Below are 21,417 nucleotides of genomic sequence, written 5' to 3'. Positions count from 1 at the left end.
CTGAGGCCATCATGACACAACATTCCCTGAGCTTATGGCTCGGCGGGGTGCTGTTTGCTACGTCTGTCTCTGCCGCCGGTGCGGCAGAGTTCAGTCTGCAACAGACCCTGGCCGCTGCTGTTCACTATTCTGCGGAGCTTTCCGCCAACCGGAATCAGAGCGATGCGCTGAGTTCAATGGCCGACTCCGCACGCCAGCTGCCCGATCCTAAATTGAAATTTGGTATTGAAAACGTCCCGGTGCAGGGCAGTAATCGCCAGCGTTTTACCCGCGAAGGCATGACCATGCAGCGCATTGGCATCATGCAGGAGTACGTCAGCGAGGAGAAACGCGAGCGCAAAGCCGCGACCATTCTCGCGCAGTCGGCCAGCAGCGCGGCGAAAGCGGGGGTAATTAAGGCGACCCTGCAAAGGGCAGCGGCGCAGGCGTGGCTGGATCTGGCTTTATCGCACAAAGTGCTCAGGACGGCGCAGAAGCTGGTCGCTGAAACTGAGCGTCAGGTTGACGTACAGAAGGCGACGGTTGCCAGCGGCAGTTCACCGGCCTCAAGCGTGGTGGAGATCCGCATGGCGCTGCTGGGGATGCGGGATAAAGTGACGCTTGCCCAGCGTGATGTAACGCTGGCCCGGACTCGTTTGCTGCAGCTGACCGGCGAAAACATTGATGACATTAGCGGCACGTTGCCGCGTTATCAGCGTTTGCCTGCGGACCCGGCTGTGCTGGAACAAAATATCGGGCAGCACCCGGAGGTGATTGAAGCGGCGCGTGAGGCGGACGTGGCGAAAGCTCGTTCGGCACAATCTGCGGTGGCCGCGCAACCCAATGTTGGCGTTGAAGTGTATTACGCCCATCGCGCAGATGATTACGACGATATGGCTGGCGTGATGTTTACCGTCGATCTGCCGATGTTTAAATCCCGGCGTCAGGACAAAGACCTGGCGGCAGAGATGTCCCGCGCGATGGAAGCCAATGACTAGCTGGCGCTGGCGAACCGCGAGAGGGTCGCGTTAGTGCGCACTCTGGTGGCGCAGTATCAGGCGGCACAGGTTCTCTGGCAGCGCCAGCAGGAAGAGATCCTGCCGCTGCAACGCCAACGCCTCTCGCTGATTGAAGCGCAGTACCGCTCCGGGCGCTCGACGCTTGCCGATTTGCTCAATGCTCGCCGCACCTTACTCGATAGTGAACTGAACGCGCATAGCGCTGAAAAAGCCGTGGCTGAAGCCTGGGCCGCCATTCGCTACCTGACGCCGCAGGAAACCACCTTATGATGAAAACGATGACCAGACTCTCTTTGTTAGCGCTCACTATCGCCGTATCTCTGGGCGCTGGATATTACCTCGGGAAACAGAGCCACAGCACAACGCCCCCTGCCGCTCAGCCAGAGCGAAAAGTGCTCTACTGGTACGATCCGATGACGCCGGGCCAGCGCTTTGATAAACCGGGCAAATCACCCTTTATGGATATGGATTTAGTCCCGCGTTATGCCGATGAGGCAACGGAAGAAGGCGGCGTGACGGTAAGCGCTCGCCAACAGCAAAACCTGGGGGTTAAAACGGCACGGGTTGAGAAGAAATCGCTGGATTATCAGTTTGATGCCTTTGCCACTGTTTCAACAGACGAGCGTAGCGTGCAGATTATCCCGGCCAGCGCTAACGGTATGGTGGAGAAATTATTCGTCAACGCGCCCCAGCAATTTGTTAAAGCGGGTGAAGCGCTGGCGCAACTCTGGATACCCGAGTGGACGGCAGCGCAGCAAGAGTACCTGGCGGTGCGTCGCCTGGGCGATAGCGCATTAAGCGCGGCGGCCCGTGAACGGTTGCAGCTGCAGTTTATGCCCGCAGAAATTATTCGCCAGGTTGAGAAAACCGGCAAACCGCAAACGCGCGTCACGGTGCGTGCAAAGCAGGCCGGATATATCAATAAGCTGGAGACCCGTGAAGGTGCGCAGGTTACGGCAACGGCACCGCTGTTTGAAGTGGCAAGCCTTGAGTCGGTGTGGCTGGTGATTGATTACCCGCAAACTCAGGCGCGGATGCTGCAGGTGGGAAGCGAAATTCTGGCTTCTGGCGATAGCCGGCCCGGCGAGATTTTCCACGGACGCGTCAGCGAGCTGCTGCCAAATATGGAAACTACCACGCGTACTTTAAAAGCGCGCATCGTGCTGGAAAATCCGCAGATGAAGCTGAAGCCCGGCATGTACCTCAATGTGAAGCTGGCGAACCAGCGCAACCTTGCGCCAGTGCTGGCGATCCCGGAAGAAGCGTTGATTGAAACCGGCAGCACCAGCCGGGTGCTGGTGACTCAGAATGACGGCCATTTCAATCCGGTTAACGTGGTGGTCGGCACGGCACAAAATGGCTGGGTTGAAATTAAGCAAGGGCTGAAAGAGGGCGATAACGTTGTCACCTCCGGGCAGTTCCTGATTGATTCCGAAGCAAGCCTGCGCAGCGCCCTGACGCAGGATAAATCCATCGCGCCTGCAAGCCCGGAATACCAGGCGCAAGGGGTGGTGAAAGAGATAACCGCTGAGGCAATTACGCTGGCACATCAGCCTATTCCCGCATTGAAATGGGGGGCGATGACGATGGATTTCACCCTGAAATCAGCGGCGGAGGCAAAGGGTGTAAACCCAGGGGACAGCGTGATGTTCAGCTTCACTATGGATGAAGAGCAGGGAGCGGTCATCACCCATCTGATGCCGATGGCGGGGGGAATGAAATGATTGCCGCTGTTATTCGCTGGTCACTTAAAAACCGGCTGCTGGTTTTACTTGCGGCCATTATTATGGCCGCGTGGGGAGCCTGGTCCCTGCAACGAGCACCGCTGGATGCGCTGCCGGATCTCTCTGACGTGCAGGTGATAGTCCGTATCAACTACCCAGGCAAGGCGCCGCAGGTGGTTGAAGACCAGGTGACCTATCCACTCACTACCACCATGCTTTCGGTGCCTGGCGCGAAAACCGTGCGCGGGTTTTCAATGTTCGGGGATTCGTATGTTTACATCCTGTTTGAAGACGGCACCGATCCGTACTGGGCGCGCTCGCGGGTGCTCGAATATTTAAGCCAGGTGCAGTCCCAGCTTCCCGCCGAGGCGAAAGCCTCTCTCGGGCCTGATGCTACCGGGGTTGGCTGGGTTTATGAATATGCGCTGGTGGACCGAACCGGCAAACATAGCCTTGCGGATTTGCGCGCGCTTCAGGACTGGACGCTCAGATTCGAGCTAAAAACCGTGCCAAACGTGGCGGAAGTGGCAAGCGTTGGCGGCATGGTGCGGCAATACCAGATTGTGCTCGATCCTCACCGTATGCGTGCGTTGAACATTACTCATCAGCAGGTGATTGATGCCGTTCAAAGCGCTAACCAGGAAGGGGGCGGTTCGGTTATCGAAATGGGTGAGGCCGAATATATGGTGCGCACCGCGGGCTACCTGAAAAACCTTACCGATTTTAAGCAGGTGGTGATTACCACTCGTGAAGGGGTGCCGGTATTACTGAGCGATGTAGCAACCTTGCGCCTGGGGCCGGAAATCCGCCGTGGCGTGGCGGAATTTAACGGAGAAGGGGAAGTAGCGGGCGGCATTATCGTAATGCGCTACGGCAAAAATGCGCTGGATACGATTAATGCGGTGAAAGCGAAGCTGCAGCAACTCCAGAAGAGTTTGCCTGCCGGGGTGGAGATCGTTCCGGTTTACGATCGTTCACAGCTGATTGAAAACGCGATTGAAACGCTCTCCCATAAGCTGCTGGAAGAGTTCATCGTGGTGGCGATTATCTGCGCGCTGTTCCTGTTCCACTTCCGCTCGGCGCTGGTGGCGATGATAACCTTGCCGCTGGGGATCCTGGGGGCGTTTATCGTGATGCACTACCAGGGGGTAAACGCCAATATTATGTCGTTGGGCGGGATTGCGATTGCGATTGGTGCGATGGTCGACGCGGCAATCGTGATGATTGAAAACATGCATAAGGTGCTGGAGCAGTGGCGGCACGACAATCCGGATAAACAGCCCAGCGGCAGCGATTACTGGCGTATCTCAGAGCAGGCGGCGGTGGAAGTGGGGCCGGCGCTATTCTGTAGCCTGCTGATCATCACGCTCTCCTTTATTCCGGTCTTTTCCCTCGAAGCCCAGGAAGGGCGCATGTTCTCGCCGCTGGCATTTACCAAAACCTACGCCATGGCGGTGGCTGCGGGCCTGGGTATTACGCTGGTGCCAGTATTAATGGGGTATTTTATTCGCGGAAAAATTCCTGACGAAAAGGCCAACCCCATCAACCGCTGGCTGATTGCCGCCTATGAGCCGCTACTGGACAAAGTGCTGGCGCGCCCGAAAACCACGCTGGTGATTGCGGGTCTGGTATTGCTGGCGACCCTGTGGCCGTTAAGCCGCCTCGGTAGCGAGTTTATGCCGCCGCTCGATGAAGGGGATTTGTTATACATGCCGTCCACGCTGCCGGGAATTTCTGCACGTGAAGCCGGGCGTTTACTGCAACAAACCGATCGCTTAATTAAAACTGTGCCCGAAGTTGCGACGGTGTTTGGTAAGGCAGGGCGTGCGGATACCGCAACCGATCCGGCCCCCCTGACGATGATTGAAACCACTATTCGTTTTAAACCGCGTGATCAGTGGCGCCCTGGAATGACGATGGATAAGCTGGTCAGCGAACTGGATAGCGTGGTGAAAGTTCCGGGTATTGCCAACGTCTGGGTGCCGCCTATTCGCAACCGCCTGGACATGCTGGCTACCGGGATTAAAAGCCCGGTGGGGATTAAAGTGAACGGCAATAATATTGCCGCTATTGAGCAGGTGGCTGAGCAAGTTGAACGCGTGGTGAAGCAGGTGCCGGGGGTGACATCGGCGCTGGCGGAACGGCTCGGCGGCGGGCGCTATGTGGATATTAATATCGACAGGCTGAAAGCGGCGCGCTATGGCGTATCGGTCAAAGAGCTGCAGTCGCTAGTGGCAACGGTCATTGGCGGGCAAAATATTGGGGAAACTATACAAGGGCGTGAGCGCTATCCGATCAATATTCGTTATCCACGTGAAGTGCGTGATAACGTCCAGAAGCTGAAAAATCTCCCGGTTATTACGGCTAACGGCAGCCAGATTGCGCTTTCTGAACTGGCGGATATCAGTATCACCGATGGTCCGCCAATGCTGAAAAGTGAAAACGCGCGCTTATCGAATTGGGTTTACGTTGACCTGCGCGGGCGGGATTTGAAATCGGCGGTGGAGGATATGCAGCTTGCCGTTGCACAACAGATAACATTACCAGAGGGCGTTTCATTATCCTGGTCAGGACAATTTGAATATTTAGAGCGCGCGAGCGCTAAATTAAGCATTGTCTTGCCGTTTACCCTGGTGATTATTTTCGTACTGCTTTACGCGACGTTTTCCCGTGTCAGCGATGCGTTATTAATTATGGGGACGTTGCCATTCTCACTCATTGGCGGTGTCTGGCTGCTCTACCTGCTGGGATATAATTTGTCCGTTGCCGGCGCGGTAGGATTTATTGCCCTGGCTGGCGTGGCGGCTGAATTTGGCGTGATTATGGTGCTTTATTTAAATCAGGCTATTGCAAGGCACAGAGCGCTTGAGCCCCTTGGCGGGAAACCAATGCTGATGCGAGCACTTCATGAAGGTGCGGTGCTGCGCGTCAGGCCAAAAGTGATGACCGTTGCCACGATAATGGCGGGGTTGCTGCCGATTATGTGGGGCGATGGCACGGGATCGGAAGTGATGCGGCGTATCGCGGCGCCGATGATTGGCGGCATGATTACCGCACCGCTGCTTTCCATGTTGGTCATCCCGGCAATCTATGTTTTATTAAAAAGAGATAAATAACAAAATGTTACCCCTGTCTTTTGGTATGGGAAAAGGCAGGGGGCATTTTGGCTGGCTGCAATTCTTATCTTTAGGATAATTTGTCGGAATAGATGGTAATTTTCGTCCTGTTCATGGCTACACGCCGGGGGCTATGGCCCTGCGACCTTCCAGATGGCCTGGATACCCGGCACCTGGAACAACGGTAACCTTTACTTCGCCTGGCTGCGTGTCCAGTTTTAACCGCGCCAGCGCCATGGAATCGCTCTCCGCGGCTATTATTTTTATCGTTTATTCAAAAATACGGGTTGCTGCACAGTTTTTAAAACAGGTAGCAATTTTTATCACTTTTTAGCAATTCTGGGCTGGACAAAATCCATCACAATTGGTGTACTGATGCCCGACACAGCATTTGTGTCGTTTTTCATGTAAAGGTAATTTAGATGTCTAAGATTAAAGGTAACGTTAAGTGGTTTAACGAGTCAAAAGGCTTTGGCTTCATTACTCCGGAAGATGGTAGCAAAGACGTGTTCGTACACTTCTCTGCAATCCAGAGCAATGGTTTCAAAACCCTGGCAGAAGGTCAGCGCGTTGAGTTTGAAATCACTAACGGTGCCAAAGGCCCATCTGCTGCAAACGTAATGCCTATCTAAGGCTTTACCAGCAGAATATAAAACCCGCTAAGGCGGGTTTTTTTTGCCCTGAACTCAGGGAAACAGATACATTTTCACAAAGCCCATCACAATGAGCGTGCTCATCAGCACTGCCGCCCAGCCAGCAACACGTTCTTTCATTATTTTGCTCCACGCTAATTTTTCATCAGCGTGGCAGACAAAAATTAAGCTAACCTTAACCCGCGGCTAATCACTGGCCCCAGGCAACAGAAACTAGCCAAAATGCGACGGCGGTCATAGTCAGCGATCCGGCGAGATTGAGCAGCATATTCAATCCGGCCCAGGCCAGGCGTCCATCCTGAAGCAGGAACACCACTTCCGCTGAGAAAGTTGAAAAGGTGGTCAGGCCGCCGCAAAAACCCGTGGTGATTAGCAGCTTCCAGACCGGATCGAGATGCGTGACGCGGGTAAACAGAGCCAGCCCCAGCCCGATGATAAATGCGCCAGCCAGGTTTGCGGTTAGCGTGCCAATCGGAATCGCGGCATGCACCGGGTTTAGTTTCATACTCAATAGCCAGCGCACCACGCTTCCCGTTCCGCCACCAATAAACACGGCTAACAATATCTGGAACACAATAATTTCCTGTTGTTGCTTATTTTAAAGTGTTTGAGTGTAACGTCAGCACGAGAAGTTTCACACCCGATATACTGAAATTATTCGCGGCCTGCTGAGGGATAATAATGAAAGTTGCAGTTGGGCAGTTTGCGGTCGGCAGGATATGGCAGGAAAATGCAAATACCTGTCTGGGGCTAATGTCGCAGGCAGTTGCCGCAGGAGCGCAATTGCTAGTGCTGCCCGAGGCGGTGCTGGCGCGTGACGATAACGATCCTGACTGGTCGGTGTCTTCTGCGCAGGCGATGAAAGAAGAGTTTATCGAACAGCTTTGCGATCAAAGCCGCAAAGATCGGCTGACCACCATCCTGACGCTGCCTGTCAAAACGACAGCAGGGCGCGCAGCCAATACGTTGCTGGCCGTTCGCGGTGGGGAGGTGATTGCCCGTTATCAAAAACTTCACCTCTATGATGCGTTTAACGTACAGGAATCGCGGCTGGTGGATGCGGGCGACCGCCTGCCGCCATTGATTGAGGTCGCCGGTTTTAAGGTAGGGCTCATGACCTGTTACGACCTGCGTTTTCCCGAGATGGCGTTGAGCCTGGCGCTGATGGGGGCCGAGGTTTTAGTCTTACCCGCCGCGTGGCTACGCGGCCCGAATAAAGAGATGCACTGGTCAACGCTGCTGGCGGCTCGCGCGCTTGATACAACCTGCTATGTGATGGCGTCTGGCGAATGTGGCAATAAAAATATCGGTCATAGCCAGATAGTCGATCCGCTAGGTGTGGTGATGGCAGCGGCAAACCAACGCCCCGCCTTGATTTATGCCGAGCTGGAACAGCGCTATCTCGCGGAAGTCAGAGAGATGTTACCGGTGCTGAAGAATCGGCGTTTTGCTTTACCCCAGCTGCGATGACGTTTTTTTGACCCACTCTTGATTCAACTTGTTACAGGTTGCTATTGTATGGCGCAAGAAAATGACCGTTAATTGTCTCCGTGTATTATTCGCCGTATCCGCGGCACGCATGTTTAAAGAAGGTTGTTATGGGTGAGATTAGTATTACAAAGTTATTGGTGGTCGGCGCGTTGATCGTTTTGTTATTTGGCACCAAAAAGTTACGCACCCTGGGGAGCGATCTTGGCGCGGCAATCAAGGGCTTTAAGAAAGCGATGAATGAAGACGAGATCGGTGCTAAGTCTGCCACCACTACTGATGCAGTCTCCGATCGTATTACGCATAAAGACTGATCAAAACACAGCTTTCGAACAGATATAAAAAAACCGGCATCGCAAATGCCGTTTTTTATGCGAGCTGCAAATTAAAAGTAACGATTTGTTACATCGTTATTTTACTTCCATCCCTTTGGCTTGCAGATCCGCATGGTAAGAAGAGCGAACAAACGGGCCGCAGGCGGCGTGGGTAAAGCCCATCGCCAGCGCTTCAGCTTTCATCTCTTCAAACTCGTCAGGGCTGACATAACGCTGAACCGGTAAGTGGTGACGGCTTGGCTGTAAATATTGGCCCAGGGTTAACATGGTGACGCCGTGGCGGCGCAGATCGCGCATCACTTCCACAATCTCAGCGTTGGTTTCCCCTAAACCGACCATCAATCCTGATTTAGTCGGGATATCAGGGTGCGCTTGTTTAAAACGCTCCAGCAGCTTTAACGACCAGTTGTAGTCAGCCCCGGGACGCACTTTGCGATAAATACGCGGCACGTTTTCCAGGTTGTGGTTGAACACGTCTGGGGGGGTTGCGGTGAGAATCTCTAACGCTTTGTCCATGCGGCCACGGAAATCGGGCACCAGGGTTTCAATTTTGATCGCCGGATTTTTTTCGCGAATGGCGCTGATGCAGTCGGCAAAATGCTGGGCCCCGCCATCGCGCAGGTCGTCACGGTCAACCGAAGTGATGACCACATAGCGCAGCGCCATATCAGCAATAGTTTGCCCCAGTTTTGCAGGCTCATTGGCATCAGGCGCCACAGGGCGACCATGCGCCACATCGCAGAACGGGCAGCGACGGGTGCAGATAGCCCCCAGGATCATAAAGGTTGCGGTGCCGTGGTTGAAGCACTCTGCCAGGTTAGGGCAGGAGGCCTCTTCACAGACCGAGTGCAGGCCATTTTTACGCATCGCCGCTTTAATACCCTGAATTCGGGTTGAATCAGAGGGAAGCTTGATCTTCATCCACTCTGGTTTTCTTAACAGTTCCTGGCGCTCGGTCACCACGTTTTTAACCGGGATCAGAGCCATTTTATCGGCGTCGCGATATTTGACGCCGCGTTCCATGACAATAGGTTTACTCATATCGTACGTGTTCCAGTTGCTGATAACGAAGTCAGGCTAATCGAATGTTTTATTTATCAACTATTTTTTAATAGCGCGGGCAGTATACCACCAGTGCGGGGGATAAATCAGCCTGACAAAGCAGTAAATGGGGAAAGAATTGTAAATGGTTTGTTGGTTCATGGGCTTTGCAGTGTTAACGATTATTCCGCTGGCCCTCGTACCACAGGGTAAAAATTTCCAGCGTTGGAAAGGGCATTTATTCAGTCGAAAGTGTGCAAGTTTGCCATAACGGTATGTTGATAAAGCGTTATTTCAAACTGCACCTCAATAAGTGCAGCTATAAAAATAGATTTTAAGCCGCCACGTAGTTAACGGGCGGGTTATTCAATAATGCTATGAAGTTATTGATCAGCAGCGGCTGTATCTCTTCGAGGGAAATGCCCGGTCGTAGCGAACTGACCTGTGTCATTTCAAGACCCGCATAGCCGCAAGGATTAATGCGTAAAAAAGGGCTGAGATCCATATCGACATTCAACGCCAGCCCGTGAAATGAACAGCCTTTACGGATGCGCAGCCCCAGCGAACAAATTTTACGGCTATTCACATAGACACCCGGCGCGTCGCGCGCGGATAAGCCTCTATCTGCAATTGGGCAAGGGTTTTGACGACGGTTTGCTCAAGGATGGTCACCAGCTCCCGAACGCCAAGTTTGCGGCGCTTCAGGTTGAGCAACACGTACATCACCTGCTGGCCCGGCCCATGATAAGTGACCTGCCCGCCCCGGTCGCTTTGAATCACCGGAATATCGCCCGGCAGCAGCAGATGTTCCGCTTTCCCTGCCTGGCCCTGGGTAAATACCCGTTGATGCTCCACTAACCAGATTTCATCGGCGGTGTTTTCATCTCGGGTATCGGTAAAATCGTGCATCGCCTGCGAAACAGGTTCGTAGGGCTGCAGGCCAAGCTGGCGGATTTGAATGGTATCTTGAGACAAAACATCGTCTCCGGCAGGTTAAAAAGTGAAGGGAATATATCACATGCCCGGCCAGAAGGCCGGGCAGGGTACGAATTACAGCACCATACGTACGATTTCGATATTCCCTAACTCTTTATACAGGGTTTCAACTTGTTCAATATGGGTCGCATTAATGGTAATCGAGACCGAGTGGTAGTTCCCTTTGCTGCTCGGTTTAACCTGCGGCGTGTAGTCACCTGGCGCGTGGCGCTGCACCACCTCAACGACCAAATCGACCAGCTCAGGTTTCGCCAGACCCATCACCTTATAAGTAAAGGAAGTCGGGAATTCGAGCAGTTCTTTCAGATTGGTTTTCATGGTAGCTCCAGCGTGGCGGCATTAAAAATAATAACTCCCGCAAGCCTGCGGGAGTTGCTTTGATGCATAGTATATGGGGACGACTTTCACTCTTTCAAGTGTTCGATTATTAACCAAACCAGTGGTGGAATGTCAGTTTGATGTAGTCAATGATACGGCTGAAGAAATTCCCCTCAGGCATCTCCTGCAGCACCACCAGCGGACGTTGTTCGATAGTTTTGCCGTCGAGCTGGAAGTTGATGGTGCCCACCACCTGGTTTTTCTGCAGTGGCGCGTGCAGTTCGGCGCTGTTAAGCACATAGCTGGCTTTCAGATCTTTCATGCGGCCACGGGGGATTGTCAGGTAGACGTCTTTATCAACGCCGAGTGATGCGCGGTCATTATCACCAAACCAGGCTGGCTCTGAGGCAAATTCTTTACCGGCTTTCAGCGGAGAAACCGTTTCGAAGAAGCGGAAGCCCCAGGTCAGCAGCTTTTTGCTTTCGGTTTCACGGCCTTTGTAAGTGCGTCCGCCCAGCACGGCCGAAATCAGGCGCATCTGGCCTTCGGTGGCCGAGGCGACCAGGTTGTAACCCGCCGCGTTGGTATGGCCGGTTTTGATGCCGTCAACCTGCAGGCTGGTATCCCACAGCAAACCGTTACGGTTTGTCTGGCGGATATTGTTGAAGGTGAACTCTTTTTCTTTATAGATAGCGTATTCGTTTGGCACATCACGAATTAACGCCTGGCCAATCAGCGCCATATCGCGCGCTGAGCTGTATTGACCTTCTGCGTCCAGGCCGTGAACGGTCTGGAAGCGGGTGTTTTTCAGACCCAGCGCGGAAACGTAGCTGTTCATCAGGCCAACAAATGCATCCTGGCTACCCGCCACGAAATCGGCCATCGCCACACAGGCATCGTTACCTGATTGCAGGTTAATGCCGCGGATCAGCTGTGATACCGGCACCTGCATCCCGGGCTTGAGGAACATCAACGATGAACCTTTAAATACCGGGTTGCCCGTGGCCCATGCGTCCTGGCCAACGGTGACAATCGAGCTTTCGTTAAATTTGCCCGCTTTCATTGCCTGGCCGATGACGTAACTGGTCATCATCTTGGTCAGGCTGGCAGGATCGCGGCGCGTGTCGGCATTGGATTCAGCCAGCACTTTGCCCGAGTTGTAATCGATCAGGATGTACGCTTCCGCATCAATTTGCGGCACGCCCGGGATCATGGTTTTAATGTTCAGGTCGTCAGCGTGTGCGGCAGCCATTCCCGAAAGGGTGAGGGCCGCAGTGAGCGCCAGGCGTTTAACAAAACGAAAAGAAGGGGCTGTATTCATGATTAGAACAACGACATCCGTGATGGAATAAAAAAAGTGCCTTACTATAGCAAAAGCGATTTTTGCTGACATCCGTCTTTGCGTATCATTTGTTAATGAAATTGACATTAACTGACGCCGGACGGATGCCAGACATAACCGCTTACATAGCGGGTGCGTTAGTGATGAAGGATTGCTGCTGGGTTTCGCTCATCAGGCGTTGCTGCAGGACGCTCGCTTCACTTTTACTGGCAAATGGCCCGAGCTGCACCCGATACATGGTGCCATTACTGGAAACCTGCCCGGGCACGCCAAATTGCTGGCTCAGTTTCTGCTGCCACTGTACGGCGCGAGCCCGATCGCTGACTGCGCCAACCTGCACCACATAGTGCCCGGCTGCAGCTGGTGCGGCAGTTGGTATGCTACCCTGAGCGGAGCCTGGCGCGACGATCGGCGCATTTTGTTGCACGGGTGTTGCAGCCGCCGCGGTGGCCGTCGCTTCGGGCTGTTCACTTTCAATCACGCCAGGAGCCAGAGGGGTAGCGGCACCTAAGAAACCACTGCTGCGAACGGGCGCGCCAGTCGTATCTTCACTTTGCAGCGTTGAATTACTGATTGCCAGAACGTCACCCTGAGGGGCGTCAACAGCAGCAGAAGTCGCACTGCCCATTCCGCTGTTTAAATCCGGGCGCGCGGGCAGGGCGTAAGTTTGCTTCGCGATAGTGGTACATGCAGTACCCGGGCCGGACATCGTGCCGTCTTGCGCCACAACAATCGGGTCGATACGCACTTTGGTATTGTTTGAGTTATTCAGGCGGTCGGCTGCGGCGCGCGACAAGGAGATCACGCGGTCATTGCCATACGGGCCACGGTCATTGATGCGCACGATAATCATGCGGCCATTCGCCAGATTGGTGATCCGCGCATAGCTCGGAATCGGGAGCGTTGGGTGAGCGGCCGTCAATGCTGAGGGATCGAAAGGTTCGCCTGATGAGGTCAGGTTGCTACCCGGTTCGGCATCATAAATGGCGGCAAAACCCGCCTGGCTGAAGTTTGCCGGGTTTTGCACGATCTTATAGCGCCTGCCGTTATTTTCGTAATCCTGATTAACCGAAGGATTTAACGGTTCGAAACGCGGATCGGCGCCGCTGATTTCAACCGTTGGGCCATTACACACCGCCGGCTGCGGCGGCTGGTTTACCTGCTGTTGGTTGCCGTCATCAGACGAGCAGCCAGCCAGTATTGCAGCAACGACACAGATCCCAAGCCAACGCTTAACCATTACGCACCTCATCCACTTACACGCTTTTTGATAACATTTTTCTGTGGGTATGTATCGACATCACGATACCAAACCCGGCCATCAGAACGATCAGGGCCGAGCCCCCGTAGCTCACCAGCGGCAAAGGTACGCCGACCACCGGTAAGATACCACTAACCATGCCAATGTTAACAAACACGTATACGAATAAAATTAACATTAACCCACCAGCCATCACCCGGCCAAATGTGGTCTGGGCGCGAGCGGCAATAATCAGACCGCGCATAATAAGCAACAGATAGAGGGCCAGTAACACCAGCACCCCAACCAGACCAAGCTCCTCGGCAAGTACCGCAAAGATAAAGTCGGTATGGCGTTCAGGTAAAAACTCAAGCTGCGACTGGGTGCCGTGCAGCCATCCCTTGCCACGCAGCCCGCCGGAGCCAATAGCAATTTTAGACTGAATAATATGGTAGCCGGCGCCAAGGGGATCGCTTTCGGGGTCGAGCAGCATCATTACGCGCGCACGTTGGTAATCGTGCATCAGGAAGAACCACAGGATAGGAATGAACGCGGCGAGCAGTAGTACGGCAACGCCGATAAGTTTCCAGCTCATCCCCGATAAGAACAGGACAAAAAGGCCAGATGCAGCGATAAGAATTGAGGTGCCCAGATCGGGCTGTGCGGCAACCAGCAGCGTCGGCATGAAAATCAGCACCAGCGCGATGCCGGTATTTTTCAGCGTCGGCGGGCAGACGTCGCGGTTAATAAAGCGCGCCACCATCAGCGGCACGGCAATCTTGGCGATCTCGGACGGCTGGAAACGTACGATACCGAGGTCAAGCCAGCGCTGTGCGCCTTTGGATATCGCACCGAAGGCATCCACCGCCACCAGTAAGATGATACAGACGATATACAGATAGGGCGCCCAGCCTTCATAAACGCGGGGCGGGATTTGCGCCATCACGATCATCACGATCAGCCCAATCAGGATCTGGCCGCTCTTGCGCTCCATCATCCCCATGTCCTGGCCACTGGCGCTCCAGATAACCAGTGCGCTAAAAATAAGCAGCGCCAGAATGGTCATCAGGAACAGCGGGTCGAGATGGATTTTATCCCAGAACGATTTTTTATTTGGATTATCAGTCATGGTTATTGGTCCTCAGCCCCCGGCGATGCGGGGACTTCTGCCGACAGTACCGTGTTGTTATCCCCGAGCATAATATGGTCGAGGATCTGGCGCATGACGGTACCTACCGCGGGGCCTGCACCACCGTTTTCCAGAATCATGGTGACAGAAACCTGTGGATTGTTATAAGGGGCGAAGGCGATCATTAATTTATGGTCGCGTAAACGTTCAGCAATTTTGTGGGCGTTATAGGTTTCATTGGCTTTCAGGCCAAAGACCTGCGCGGTCCCTGATTTTGCCGCAATCTTATAAGGCGCATTGGCAAAATACTTATGGGCAGTACCGTTAGGACGGTTGGCTACGCCATACATGCCGTCTTTGGCAATTTCCCAGTAACCTGAATGGATATCACCCACCGGCGGCTGAACCGGTTGCTGCCACGGCACCTGTTTGCCGTTTTCAACGGTGCTCATCAGGAAATGAGGCACGCGCACGATACCGTCGTTAATCAGGATCATCATCGACTTGCTCATTTGAATCGGCGTCGCCGTCCAGTAACCCTGGCCGATACCGACAGGAATGGTGTCACCCTGATACCACGGCTTTTTAAAGCGTTTCAGTTTCCATTCACGCGTTGGCATGTTGCCGGCTCTCTCTTCGGCAAGATCGATACCCGTATAGTCGCCATAGCCAAACTTGCGCATCCACTCGCCCATGCGGTCGATTCCCATGTCATAGGCAACCTGATAGAAGTAGGTATCCGCCGACTCTTCCAGCGCTTTGGTGACATTCAGGCGGCCGTGGCCCCATTTTTTCCAGTCGCGGTAGCGCTTTTCAGAGCCCGGTAGCTGCCACCAGCCGGGGTCGAACAGCGAGGTATTCTTGGTGATAACCCCTAGGCTCAATGCCGAAACGGCCATATACGGTTTCACCGTAGATGCCGGAGGATAAACCCCCTGGGTCGCGCGGTTGATCAGCGGCGTATTGGGATCGTTAAGCAGGCCGGAATAGTCTTTGCTCGAAATACCATCAACGAACAGGTTCGGGTTGTAGCTTGGCATGGAAACCAGCGCCAGAATGCCGCCGGTGCGCGGGTCTGTGACCACCACCGCGGCGCGGCTGCCGGCCAGTAAGGTTTCGATATAATTCTGCAGCTCAAGGTCGATAGTCAGATAAATATCGTGCCCGGCCTGCGGCGGCACCTCTTTAAGCTGGCGAATAACGCGACCACGGTTGTTGACTTCCACTTCTTCATAGCCGGTCTGGCCATGTAACACGTCTTCGTAATAACGTTCAATGCCGAGCTTGCCGATATCATGGGTTGCGGCATAGTTAGCCAGCTTGCCGTCTTTATTGAGGCGTTCAACGTCTTTGTCGTTAATTTTAGAGACATAGCCAATCACGTGGGTCAGCGCTGAGCCATACGGGTAGAAGCGGCGTTTATAGCCTTTAACTTCAACGCCCGGGAAGCGGTACTGATTCACGGCAAAACGGGCAACCTGCTCTTCAGTGAGGTTGATTTTGACCGGAATAGAGGTGAAGCGATGGGAGCGGGCGCGCTCTTTCTTAAAGTTGGCAATATCCTCGTCGGTTAAATTCACCACTGAGCGCAGCGCTTCCAGCGTCGCCTGCACGTCATCCACTTTTTCCGGCATCATTTCCACCTGGTAAATGGTGCGGTTAAGCGCCAGCGGCTTGCCGTTGCGATCGTAGATAATGCCGCGGCTAGGCGGGATGGGCACCAGCTTTATGCGGTTTTCATTCGAGCGGGTCTGGTAGTCGGTGAAACGGACGATTTGCAAATTATAAAGGTTGGCGATAAGCACGCCGGTCAACGCCAAAATACCGAGAAACGCGACCAGCGCCCGGCGCACAAAGAGCGCAGACTCAGCGGTATAGTCACGAAAAGAATTCTGTAATTTCATCCGCAGCTTTGTTCTACCTGACGATATTTACTCACGGTGATAAGGATGATTGGTAGTAATACTCCATGCGCGGTACAGGCTTTCCGCCACCAGCACCCGCACCAGCGGATGCGGCATAGTCAGACTGGAAAGCGACCAGCTTTGCTCAGCGGCAGCCTTGCACGCCGGTGCAAGCCCTTCCGGGCCACCAATCAGCAAGCTAACGTCCCGACCATCCTGCTTCCAGCGTTCAAGCTGTACGGCAAGCTGCGGCGTATCCCAAGGTTGGCCTGGGATATCGAGCGTGACAATTCGGTTGCCCTTGCCGGCCGCCGCCAACATCATTTCACCCTCTTTTTCGAGAATGCGTTTGATATCGGCATTTTTGCTGCGTTTCCCCGCAGGAATTTCTACCAGTTCAAATGGCATATCCTTAGGGAAACGACGCAGGTACTCGGTAAAGCCGGTTTGTACCCAGTCAGGCATTTTCGTGCCGACTGCGACTAGTTGCAGCTTCACGCATTAACCCCAGAGTTTTTCCAGCTCGTACAGTTGACGGCTTTCTTCTTGCATCACATGAACGATAACTTCGCCAAGATCAACAACTACCCAGTCAGTCGCGTTAATGCCTTTCACACCCAGCGCATCAAAACCTGCTTTGCGGGATGATTCTACGACGTGTTCTGCGATAGACATAACGTGGCGATTAGAAGTACCGGTACAGATAATCATGCAATCAGTGATGCTTGATTTACCCTGAACATCCAGAGCAACGATGTCCTGGCCTTTGAGGTCGTCGATTTTATCGACGATGAAATCCTGAAATTCTTTACCCTGCAAGTGTTCCCCCTGGGAAAAGTAGAGTGTGTTCGATTTAGCCCGCATGATACCCATAATCGGGCAGCTTTACTGACCCGTCGGCAATGCGGCGCTCAAGGCGGGGTATCATCCCACCGAGTGAGCCGGTTTGCATCGCCATTTTTGTAAAACTATTCCGGAAAGTCATGCTTGCGGGCAGGAAATTATGGCAGCGGAGCATAACAGTCTGAGGTGTAGTGTCAATGGTTGGCGCGCTTGCAATGCTTGTCACTCACCGGGCCGGAAGGTCAATCGCGCGGTTATTGAGGGTGATAAGCGTAGTAAAACCATCCCGAATCTCAATACAGCTCCACGCCCCTTGCTCAATGACAAAATGCCACAGCGACGCGGGTGGCATCTTGAGCAGCGTCGCGATCAGCAAGCTCAGCACTCCCTGATGGCTGACAATCAGCATCTTCTCCTCTTCGGGGAAGGTGGAAAGCGAGGCGCAAAACTCGCTGACGCGCCGGGAGAAAAGCTGGAAACCTTCGCCATTCTTTGGGATCACATGCTGCCAGTCACTGCACCATGCAGCATAGTTTTCCGCATCCAGACGTTGTAAATCGCGATGGTGGCGCATTTCCCAGTCGCCAAAATTCATCTCATTCAGGCGCGGGTCAGTAACCACGGGGATTTCGCGTTGCCGGAGGATCATCTGCATGGTGTGTTGCGCACGTATCCGTTCGCTGCAAAGCACGCGGGAAAACGCCACCTGGCTTAACATATCGGCTACCGCTTCGGCCTGGCTGATACCCAGTTCGGTCAGCGGCGTTTCGCAAAACCCGCTATACAAGCCATCGACATTTGCCTGGGTTTGCCCATGGCGTACTAACCATAATTTCATCTCATCCTCACATCAACGTTGGCTGTGGCAGGCCCTGGCATCAGTGTATCATTGTGCCTTTAGTAACGAAGTCCGTTTTATCGGGGGAAGTATGGCGTTCAGCAGTCAGCACGGCGGCAATATTATTGAAGCGGCAGCAGCGATGGGCGTGGAGGCGGATTCACTGATCGATTTTAGCGCCAACATTAATCCGTTAGGGATGCCGGACTCGTTAAAACGCGCCATTACCGATAATCTGGCGCTGGCTGAGCGTTACCCGGATGTGGAATATCGCGCCCTGCACCAGGCCTTAGCGGCTTATCACCAGGTTCCCGCGCAGTGGGTGCTGGCGGGAAATGGCGAAACGGAGCTGATATTTAATCTGGTACAGCAACTCTCACCGCGTAAAGCGCTGCTGCTGACCCCGGGCTTTGCTGAATATCGCCGCGCATTAACCCGCATTGGCTGCGAGATCGTGGATTTTCACCTTTCTGAAGCACAAGGCTGGCAGCCGGATGAGTCGCTGCTTACGGTATTAACGCCCGAGCTTGATTGCCTGTTTTTATGCACGCCAAATAACCCCACCGGGCTGATGCCCGATAGCGCTCTGCTGCTGGCTATTGCGCAACGCTGCCGTGAAAATCATATTGCGCTGATTATGGATGAAGCCTTTCTTGATTTTTTACCGCAGGAACCCGGCTTAATTCCTCACCTGGCGAGGTTTCCGCAGCTTTATGTTTTACGCTCGCTGACTAAATTTTTTGCTATAGCCGGGCTGCGGCTGGGTTATCTGGTCAGTGCGGATACCGCAACGGTTGGACGTATTCGGGAGCAGCGCGAGCCGTGGACGATTAATGCATTTGCAGCCCTTGCCGGGGAGGTGATCCTGAACGATCAGGCTTATATTGCCGCCAGCTATCGCTGGCTGAGCGCCGAGCAGCCCCGCCTGTTTAATGGCCTGAACGAATTAGCTGGAATCAAAGCGTGGCCGCCCCGGGCGAACTATATTTTTCTGCGCTGTGACGTCAATGGGTTAGAGCTGCAACGGGCGTTACTGGAAGAGAACATTCTCATTCGCCATTGTGCAAATTATCCGGGTCTCGATGCGCGCTATTATCGCGTAGCGATAAAAAGCCCGGCAGATAACGACAGGCTATTGGATGCGCTGCGGCGAGTGCTTAAGTATACAGATGGTGCTGACGAATAAACCCGGCGACCGCCGCAGGGAGCAGATCGTCGCAGGGTAAATGGTGCGCTAAACGCTGGCGGATAACGGTGGCAGAAATGTCGACCATCGGCGTTGGTGCGAGGTAAATTTTACCGGCGGGCATGGAGTGCAGCTGTTCAACCGAGGTGCTTCGGTGTTTATCAAGCCACCGTTGTTCTGCGGAAGTTTTCATCGTCAGGGAATAGCCCGGACGTTGACAAACCAGCAGGTGGCAGAGTGTCAGCAGCGTTTCCCAGCGGTGCCAGCGTTGCAGGTTGAGCAGCGAATCCTGGCCGACAATAAAGGCCAGCGGCTGCTCAGCGCCGGTTTCCGCGCGCAGCTGTTCCAGCGTTTCCACGGTATAAGAGGGGGTTGCGCGCTGCAGTTCGCGATCGTCAAGGCTAAACAGCGGATTCCCGGCAATGGCCAGTTCGATCATCGATTTGCGCTGCTGGCCGTTCGCCCGCGGCTGCGGACGATGGGGCGGCACATTATTCGGCATGATAGTGACCCGATGCAGCGCCACCTGTTTTGCCAGCGCTTCAACCGGTTTTAAATGCCCGTAATGGATGGGGTCGAATGTCCCGCCATACAGCGCAATTAAAGGCGATGTGCTGTTACCCATCAATGAAAATTTCCGCCAGGGCTTTATGGCACAGCAACAGCGAGAGCCCTTCAAGCTCGGCCCAGACGGACTGCCCGTAATCTTTTTTCAGCGTGATTTCGATTTGTCTAAGTAGACGCACCGCCTGATAAAGCTGCCCGGCAGATAAGCGGTTGAGTGCTTCCGTCACCAGCGCGCGCCGGTTTTGCCAGACGCGCTGCTGATCGAATAAGGTTCGCAGCGGGGTGCTGGCGGACTGGCGCTTGAGGTTAACCAGCAGCAGTAATTCGCGCTGAATGGTTCGCAGCAGGATCACCGGCTCGCTCGCTTCCAGCCGTAGCTGTTGCAGGATATGCAATGCGCGCTTGCTTTTTCCGGCCAGAATCGCATCTACCCAGTGGAAAGGGGTGAAGTGGGCAGCGTCATTGACCGCTTGCTCAATCCGCGGCAGGGTCAGCTTACCATCCGGCCAGATTAGCGACAGGCGCTCCAGGGCCTGTGACAGCGCCAGCAGGTTACCTTCGTAGCAGTAACACAGCAGCTGATTGGCCGCGTCGTCGAGCGTGAGATTCATCTGCTTCGCGCGTTGGGCAACCCAGCGCGGCAGCTGTGCCTGTTCGGGCGTCTGGCAGGTCACCATCACGCTACGGTCGGCCAGTTTCCCAAGCCATGCCGCATTTTCCTGTGCTTTGGTGAATTTATTACCCCGTACCAGCAGCGCAATATCGTCGTGCAGCAGGGAAACCAGCCTCTCAAGCTGCGTGTTGATCGCGGCGTTAGGGCCATTTTCCGGCAGCAGTAACAGCAGCGTCTGGCGGCTGGCAAACAGGCTTAACGCCTGGCAAATAGAGAACAGATCCTGCCAGTCGGTCGCGGCATCAATCTGCACCGTATGATGTTCGGCAAAGCCCTGAGCGCTCGCCGTCTGGCGAATGGCATCCTGGCTTTCCTGAAGGAGTAGCGGGTCGTTACCGAGCAGCAGATACGCCGCGCGCAGCCCTTCATTGAGCTGCGCACGGAGTTGTTCAGGGTACAACCGGATCATTGGCTACCGGGTGTGACCGCAAGCGTGGTCGATGTCCGGTCTGTTGATACCGCAGCAGGCACAGCTGTGTCCTGCTGTGGATTTGCGGCATCCTCAGTTTCTGGGATCTGCACGCTCATCACCTTGCGGATCAGCTGTTGCGCCGCAGCGGTATACATCTCTTTGATAAGCAAGTCTTGCTCGGCATCTTTTGCCAGCGCCGTCAGCGGGTTATCAAAGAACGATTTATACACTCTGGCACTAACCGGGTAGATATCGTGACCTGGAATCAGCACTTGTGCTGAAACCGTCATTACCATCTGATACTCGGCGGTCCGTCCGTCCTGGAAGATAGATGCGGTATCCTGGCCCATCCCACTGCCCAGCAAGCGAAGCGATGGAATATCCTTGCGAACACCCGTACCGGTATCGTCCACAATGGTGACGCCGTTCAGGCGCAACTGCGAGCGAACTTCACGCGCTAATGGGCCGTTGGGATCGCCTGAGTTCAGAATCAACGTCTTCATTTGGCTCGGAACCTGCGTGCTGCCACGCAGGTGAAAACCACACCCGGCGGTAAGGAGCACCGCCAAAGCCACTAACAAGCTGATAAAGGGATGTCGCACGGTTCCTCCTGC

Annotated in this window: 19 protein-coding genes and 3 pseudogenes; 8 read left to right on the top strand and 14 right to left on the bottom strand. The window is 54.2% G+C overall.

The features are described 5' to 3' along the window. Positions 1-11 precede the first annotated feature (11 nt). The 5 genes and pseudogenes from EHN07_RS11475 to cspE all read left to right on the top strand — a co-directional run bounded on the left by EHN07_RS11475 (position 12) and on the right by cspE (position 6,470). Positions 12-1,268: pseudogene (locus tag EHN07_RS11475) on the top strand (TolC family protein). Continuing rightward, on the top strand, positions 1,268-2,722 hold the full coding sequence (locus EHN07_RS11470) for an efflux RND transporter periplasmic adaptor subunit (protein ID WP_124024300.1): 1,455 nt from the start codon (positions 1,268-1,270) through the stop codon (positions 2,720-2,722). Before EHN07_RS11475 ends, EHN07_RS11470 begins: the two are co-directional and overlap by 1 nt. Further along, on the top strand, positions 2,719-5,838 hold the full coding sequence (locus EHN07_RS11465; RefSeq protein ID WP_124024272.1) for an efflux RND transporter permease subunit: 3,120 nt from the start codon (positions 2,719-2,721) through the stop codon (positions 5,836-5,838). The genes EHN07_RS11470 and EHN07_RS11465 overlap by 4 nt, the downstream gene beginning before the upstream one ends. A gap of 129 nt (positions 5,839-5,967) precedes the next feature. Continuing rightward, positions 5,968-6,060: pseudogene (locus tag EHN07_RS11460) on the top strand (lipid IV(A) palmitoyltransferase PagP); the annotation flags it as partial. 200 nt (positions 6,061-6,260) lie between these two features. Further along, positions 6,261-6,470 carry a transcription antiterminator/RNA stability regulator CspE gene (gene cspE / locus EHN07_RS11455; RefSeq protein WP_004100146.1) on the top strand — a complete coding sequence of 70 codons (210 nt, stop codon included), beginning with the start codon at positions 6,261-6,263 and terminating at the stop codon, positions 6,468-6,470. A gap of 211 nt (positions 6,471-6,681) precedes the next feature. On the opposite strand, the gene crcB is transcribed toward cspE, so the two are convergent. Beyond that, the gene (crcB, locus tag EHN07_RS11450) at positions 6,682-7,065 is read right to left on the bottom strand and encodes a fluoride efflux transporter CrcB (RefSeq protein WP_124024271.1); all 384 of its coding nucleotides are present in this window, start codon (positions 7,063-7,065) and stop codon (positions 6,682-6,684) included. A gap of 107 nt (positions 7,066-7,172) precedes the next feature. Here crcB and EHN07_RS11445 point away from each other — a divergent pair, with 107 nt between their 5' ends. Next, the gene (locus EHN07_RS11445) at positions 7,173-7,961 is read left to right on the top strand and encodes a deaminated glutathione amidase (protein ID WP_124024270.1); all 789 of its coding nucleotides are present in this window, start codon (positions 7,173-7,175) and stop codon (positions 7,959-7,961) included. 128 nt (positions 7,962-8,089) lie between these two features. Continuing rightward, entirely contained in the window at positions 8,090-8,293 is a 204-nt protein-coding gene (gene tatE, locus EHN07_RS11440; RefSeq protein ID WP_124024269.1) for a twin-arginine translocase subunit TatE, read from the top strand. A 96-nt stretch (positions 8,294-8,389) separates the two neighbouring features. Here the strand turns inward: tatE and lipA are convergent, their stop codons facing one another. The 10 genes and pseudogenes from lipA to EHN07_RS11390 all read right to left on the bottom strand — a co-directional run bounded on the left by lipA (position 8,390) and on the right by EHN07_RS11390 (position 17,965). After that, positions 8,390-9,355, bottom strand: coding sequence for a lipoyl synthase (gene lipA, locus EHN07_RS11435; protein ID WP_124024268.1), 966 nt, complete (start codon positions 9,353-9,355; stop codon positions 8,390-8,392). Positions 9,356-9,689: 334 nt separating this feature from the next. Continuing rightward, positions 9,690-10,330 (bottom strand): annotated as a pseudogene (gene lipB / locus EHN07_RS11430) (lipoyl(octanoyl) transferase LipB). A gap of 75 nt (positions 10,331-10,405) precedes the next feature. Continuing rightward, complete coding sequence (gene ybeD, locus EHN07_RS11425; protein ID WP_124024267.1) at positions 10,406-10,669, bottom strand: DUF493 family protein YbeD; 264 nt, start codon at positions 10,667-10,669, stop codon at positions 10,406-10,408. Between the two features lie 109 nt (positions 10,670-10,778). Next, a complete protein-coding gene (dacA, locus tag EHN07_RS11420; protein WP_124024266.1) occupies positions 10,779-11,990 on the bottom strand; it encodes a D-alanyl-D-alanine carboxypeptidase DacA in 1,212 nt (403 codons plus the stop codon). 142 nt (positions 11,991-12,132) lie between these two features. Continuing rightward, positions 12,133-13,251 carry an endolytic peptidoglycan transglycosylase RlpA gene (gene rlpA / locus EHN07_RS11415; protein ID WP_124024265.1) on the bottom strand — a complete coding sequence of 373 codons (1,119 nt, stop codon included), beginning with the start codon at positions 13,249-13,251 and terminating at the stop codon, positions 12,133-12,135. Between the two features lie 16 nt (positions 13,252-13,267). Continuing rightward, positions 13,268-14,380 carry a peptidoglycan glycosyltransferase MrdB gene (gene mrdB, locus EHN07_RS11410; RefSeq protein WP_124024264.1) on the bottom strand — a complete coding sequence of 371 codons (1,113 nt, stop codon included), beginning with the start codon at positions 14,378-14,380 and terminating at the stop codon, positions 13,268-13,270. A gap of 2 nt (positions 14,381-14,382) precedes the next feature. Continuing rightward, the gene (gene mrdA, locus EHN07_RS11405; protein ID WP_124024263.1) at positions 14,383-16,284 is read right to left on the bottom strand and encodes a peptidoglycan DD-transpeptidase MrdA; all 1,902 of its coding nucleotides are present in this window, start codon (positions 16,282-16,284) and stop codon (positions 14,383-14,385) included. A gap of 27 nt (positions 16,285-16,311) precedes the next feature. After that, positions 16,312-16,782, bottom strand: coding sequence for a 23S rRNA (pseudouridine(1915)-N(3))-methyltransferase RlmH (gene rlmH / locus EHN07_RS11400; RefSeq protein ID WP_124024262.1), 471 nt, complete (start codon positions 16,780-16,782; stop codon positions 16,312-16,314). A gap of 3 nt (positions 16,783-16,785) precedes the next feature. Continuing rightward, a complete protein-coding gene (gene rsfS / locus EHN07_RS11395) occupies positions 16,786-17,103 on the bottom strand; it encodes a ribosome silencing factor (protein ID WP_034493995.1) in 318 nt (105 codons plus the stop codon). A 250-nt stretch (positions 17,104-17,353) separates the two neighbouring features. After that, positions 17,354-17,965, bottom strand: a complete 612-nt coding sequence (locus EHN07_RS11390) for an adenosylcobalamin/alpha-ribazole phosphatase (RefSeq protein WP_124024261.1) — start codon at positions 17,963-17,965, stop codon at positions 17,354-17,356. A 91-nt stretch (positions 17,966-18,056) separates the two neighbouring features. Between EHN07_RS11390 and cobD the strand changes: the two genes are divergently transcribed. After that, positions 18,057-19,151 (top strand): threonine-phosphate decarboxylase CobD, encoded by a 1,095-nt coding sequence (cobD, locus tag EHN07_RS11385; RefSeq protein ID WP_124024260.1) that lies wholly within the window; start codon positions 18,057-18,059, stop codon positions 19,149-19,151. Here cobD and nadD read toward each other — a convergent pair. Genes nadD through lptE form a run of 3 tightly spaced genes read right to left on the bottom strand, consistent with a single transcriptional unit; the run spans position 19,123 to position 21,405 of the window. Next, entirely contained in the window at positions 19,123-19,776 is a 654-nt protein-coding gene (nadD, locus tag EHN07_RS11380) for a nicotinate-nucleotide adenylyltransferase (protein ID WP_124024259.1), read from the bottom strand. The two genes, cobD and nadD, sit on opposite strands and share 29 nt — an antisense overlap. Then, positions 19,769-20,800, bottom strand: coding sequence for a DNA polymerase III subunit delta (gene holA / locus EHN07_RS11375; protein WP_124024258.1), 1,032 nt, complete (start codon positions 20,798-20,800; stop codon positions 19,769-19,771). The genes nadD and holA overlap by 8 nt, the downstream gene beginning before the upstream one ends. Further along, entirely contained in the window at positions 20,797-21,405 is a 609-nt protein-coding gene (gene lptE, locus EHN07_RS11370) for an LPS assembly lipoprotein LptE (RefSeq protein ID WP_124024257.1), read from the bottom strand. The genes holA and lptE overlap by 4 nt, the downstream gene beginning before the upstream one ends. Between the last annotated feature and the right edge of the window lie 12 nt (positions 21,406-21,417).

The sequence above is a fragment of the Buttiauxella warmboldiae genome, assembly GCF_003818135.1.
Taxonomy (GTDB): Bacteria; Pseudomonadota; Gammaproteobacteria; order Enterobacterales; family Enterobacteriaceae; genus Buttiauxella; species Buttiauxella warmboldiae.
The sequence above is the reverse complement of the archived record's forward strand: the minus strand, read 5'-3'. Positions and strand labels throughout refer to the sequence as shown.

Coding starts and splice junctions, on each gene's coding strand:
- holA (WP_124024258.1), bottom strand. CDS start 20,800: ATGATCCGGTTGTACCCTGAACAACTCCGTGCGCAGCTCAATGAAGGG.
- mrdA (WP_124024263.1), bottom strand. CDS start 16,284: ATGAAATTACAGAATTCTTTTCGTGACTATACCGCTGAGTCTGCGCTC.
- dacA (WP_124024266.1), bottom strand. CDS start 11,990: ATGAATACAGCCCCTTCTTTTCGTTTTGTTAAACGCCTGGCGCTCACT.
- ybeD (WP_124024267.1), bottom strand. CDS start 10,669: ATGAAAACCAATCTGAAAGAACTGCTCGAATTCCCGACTTCCTTTACT.
- EHN07_RS11445 (WP_124024270.1), top strand. CDS start 7,173: ATGAAAGTTGCAGTTGGGCAGTTTGCGGTCGGCAGGATATGGCAGGAA.
- rlpA (WP_124024265.1), bottom strand. CDS start 13,251: ATGGTTAAGCGTTGGCTTGGGATCTGTGTCGTTGCTGCAATACTGGCT.
- cobD (WP_124024260.1), top strand. CDS start 18,057: ATGGCGTTCAGCAGTCAGCACGGCGGCAATATTATTGAAGCGGCAGCA.
- tatE (WP_124024269.1), top strand. CDS start 8,090: ATGGGTGAGATTAGTATTACAAAGTTATTGGTGGTCGGCGCGTTGATC.
- EHN07_RS11465 (WP_124024272.1), top strand. CDS start 2,719: ATGATTGCCGCTGTTATTCGCTGGTCACTTAAAAACCGGCTGCTGGTT.
- mrdB (WP_124024264.1), bottom strand. CDS start 14,380: ATGACTGATAATCCAAATAAAAAATCGTTCTGGGATAAAATCCATCTC.
- EHN07_RS11470 (WP_124024300.1), top strand. CDS start 1,268: ATGAAAACGATGACCAGACTCTCTTTGTTAGCGCTCACTATCGCCGTA.
- lipA (WP_124024268.1), bottom strand. CDS start 9,355: ATGAGTAAACCTATTGTCATGGAACGCGGCGTCAAATATCGCGACGCC.
- cspE (WP_004100146.1), top strand. CDS start 6,261: ATGTCTAAGATTAAAGGTAACGTTAAGTGGTTTAACGAGTCAAAAGGC.
- nadD (WP_124024259.1), bottom strand. CDS start 19,776: ATGGGTAACAGCACATCGCCTTTAATTGCGCTGTATGGCGGGACATTC.
- EHN07_RS11390 (WP_124024261.1), bottom strand. CDS start 17,965: ATGAAATTATGGTTAGTACGCCATGGGCAAACCCAGGCAAATGTCGAT.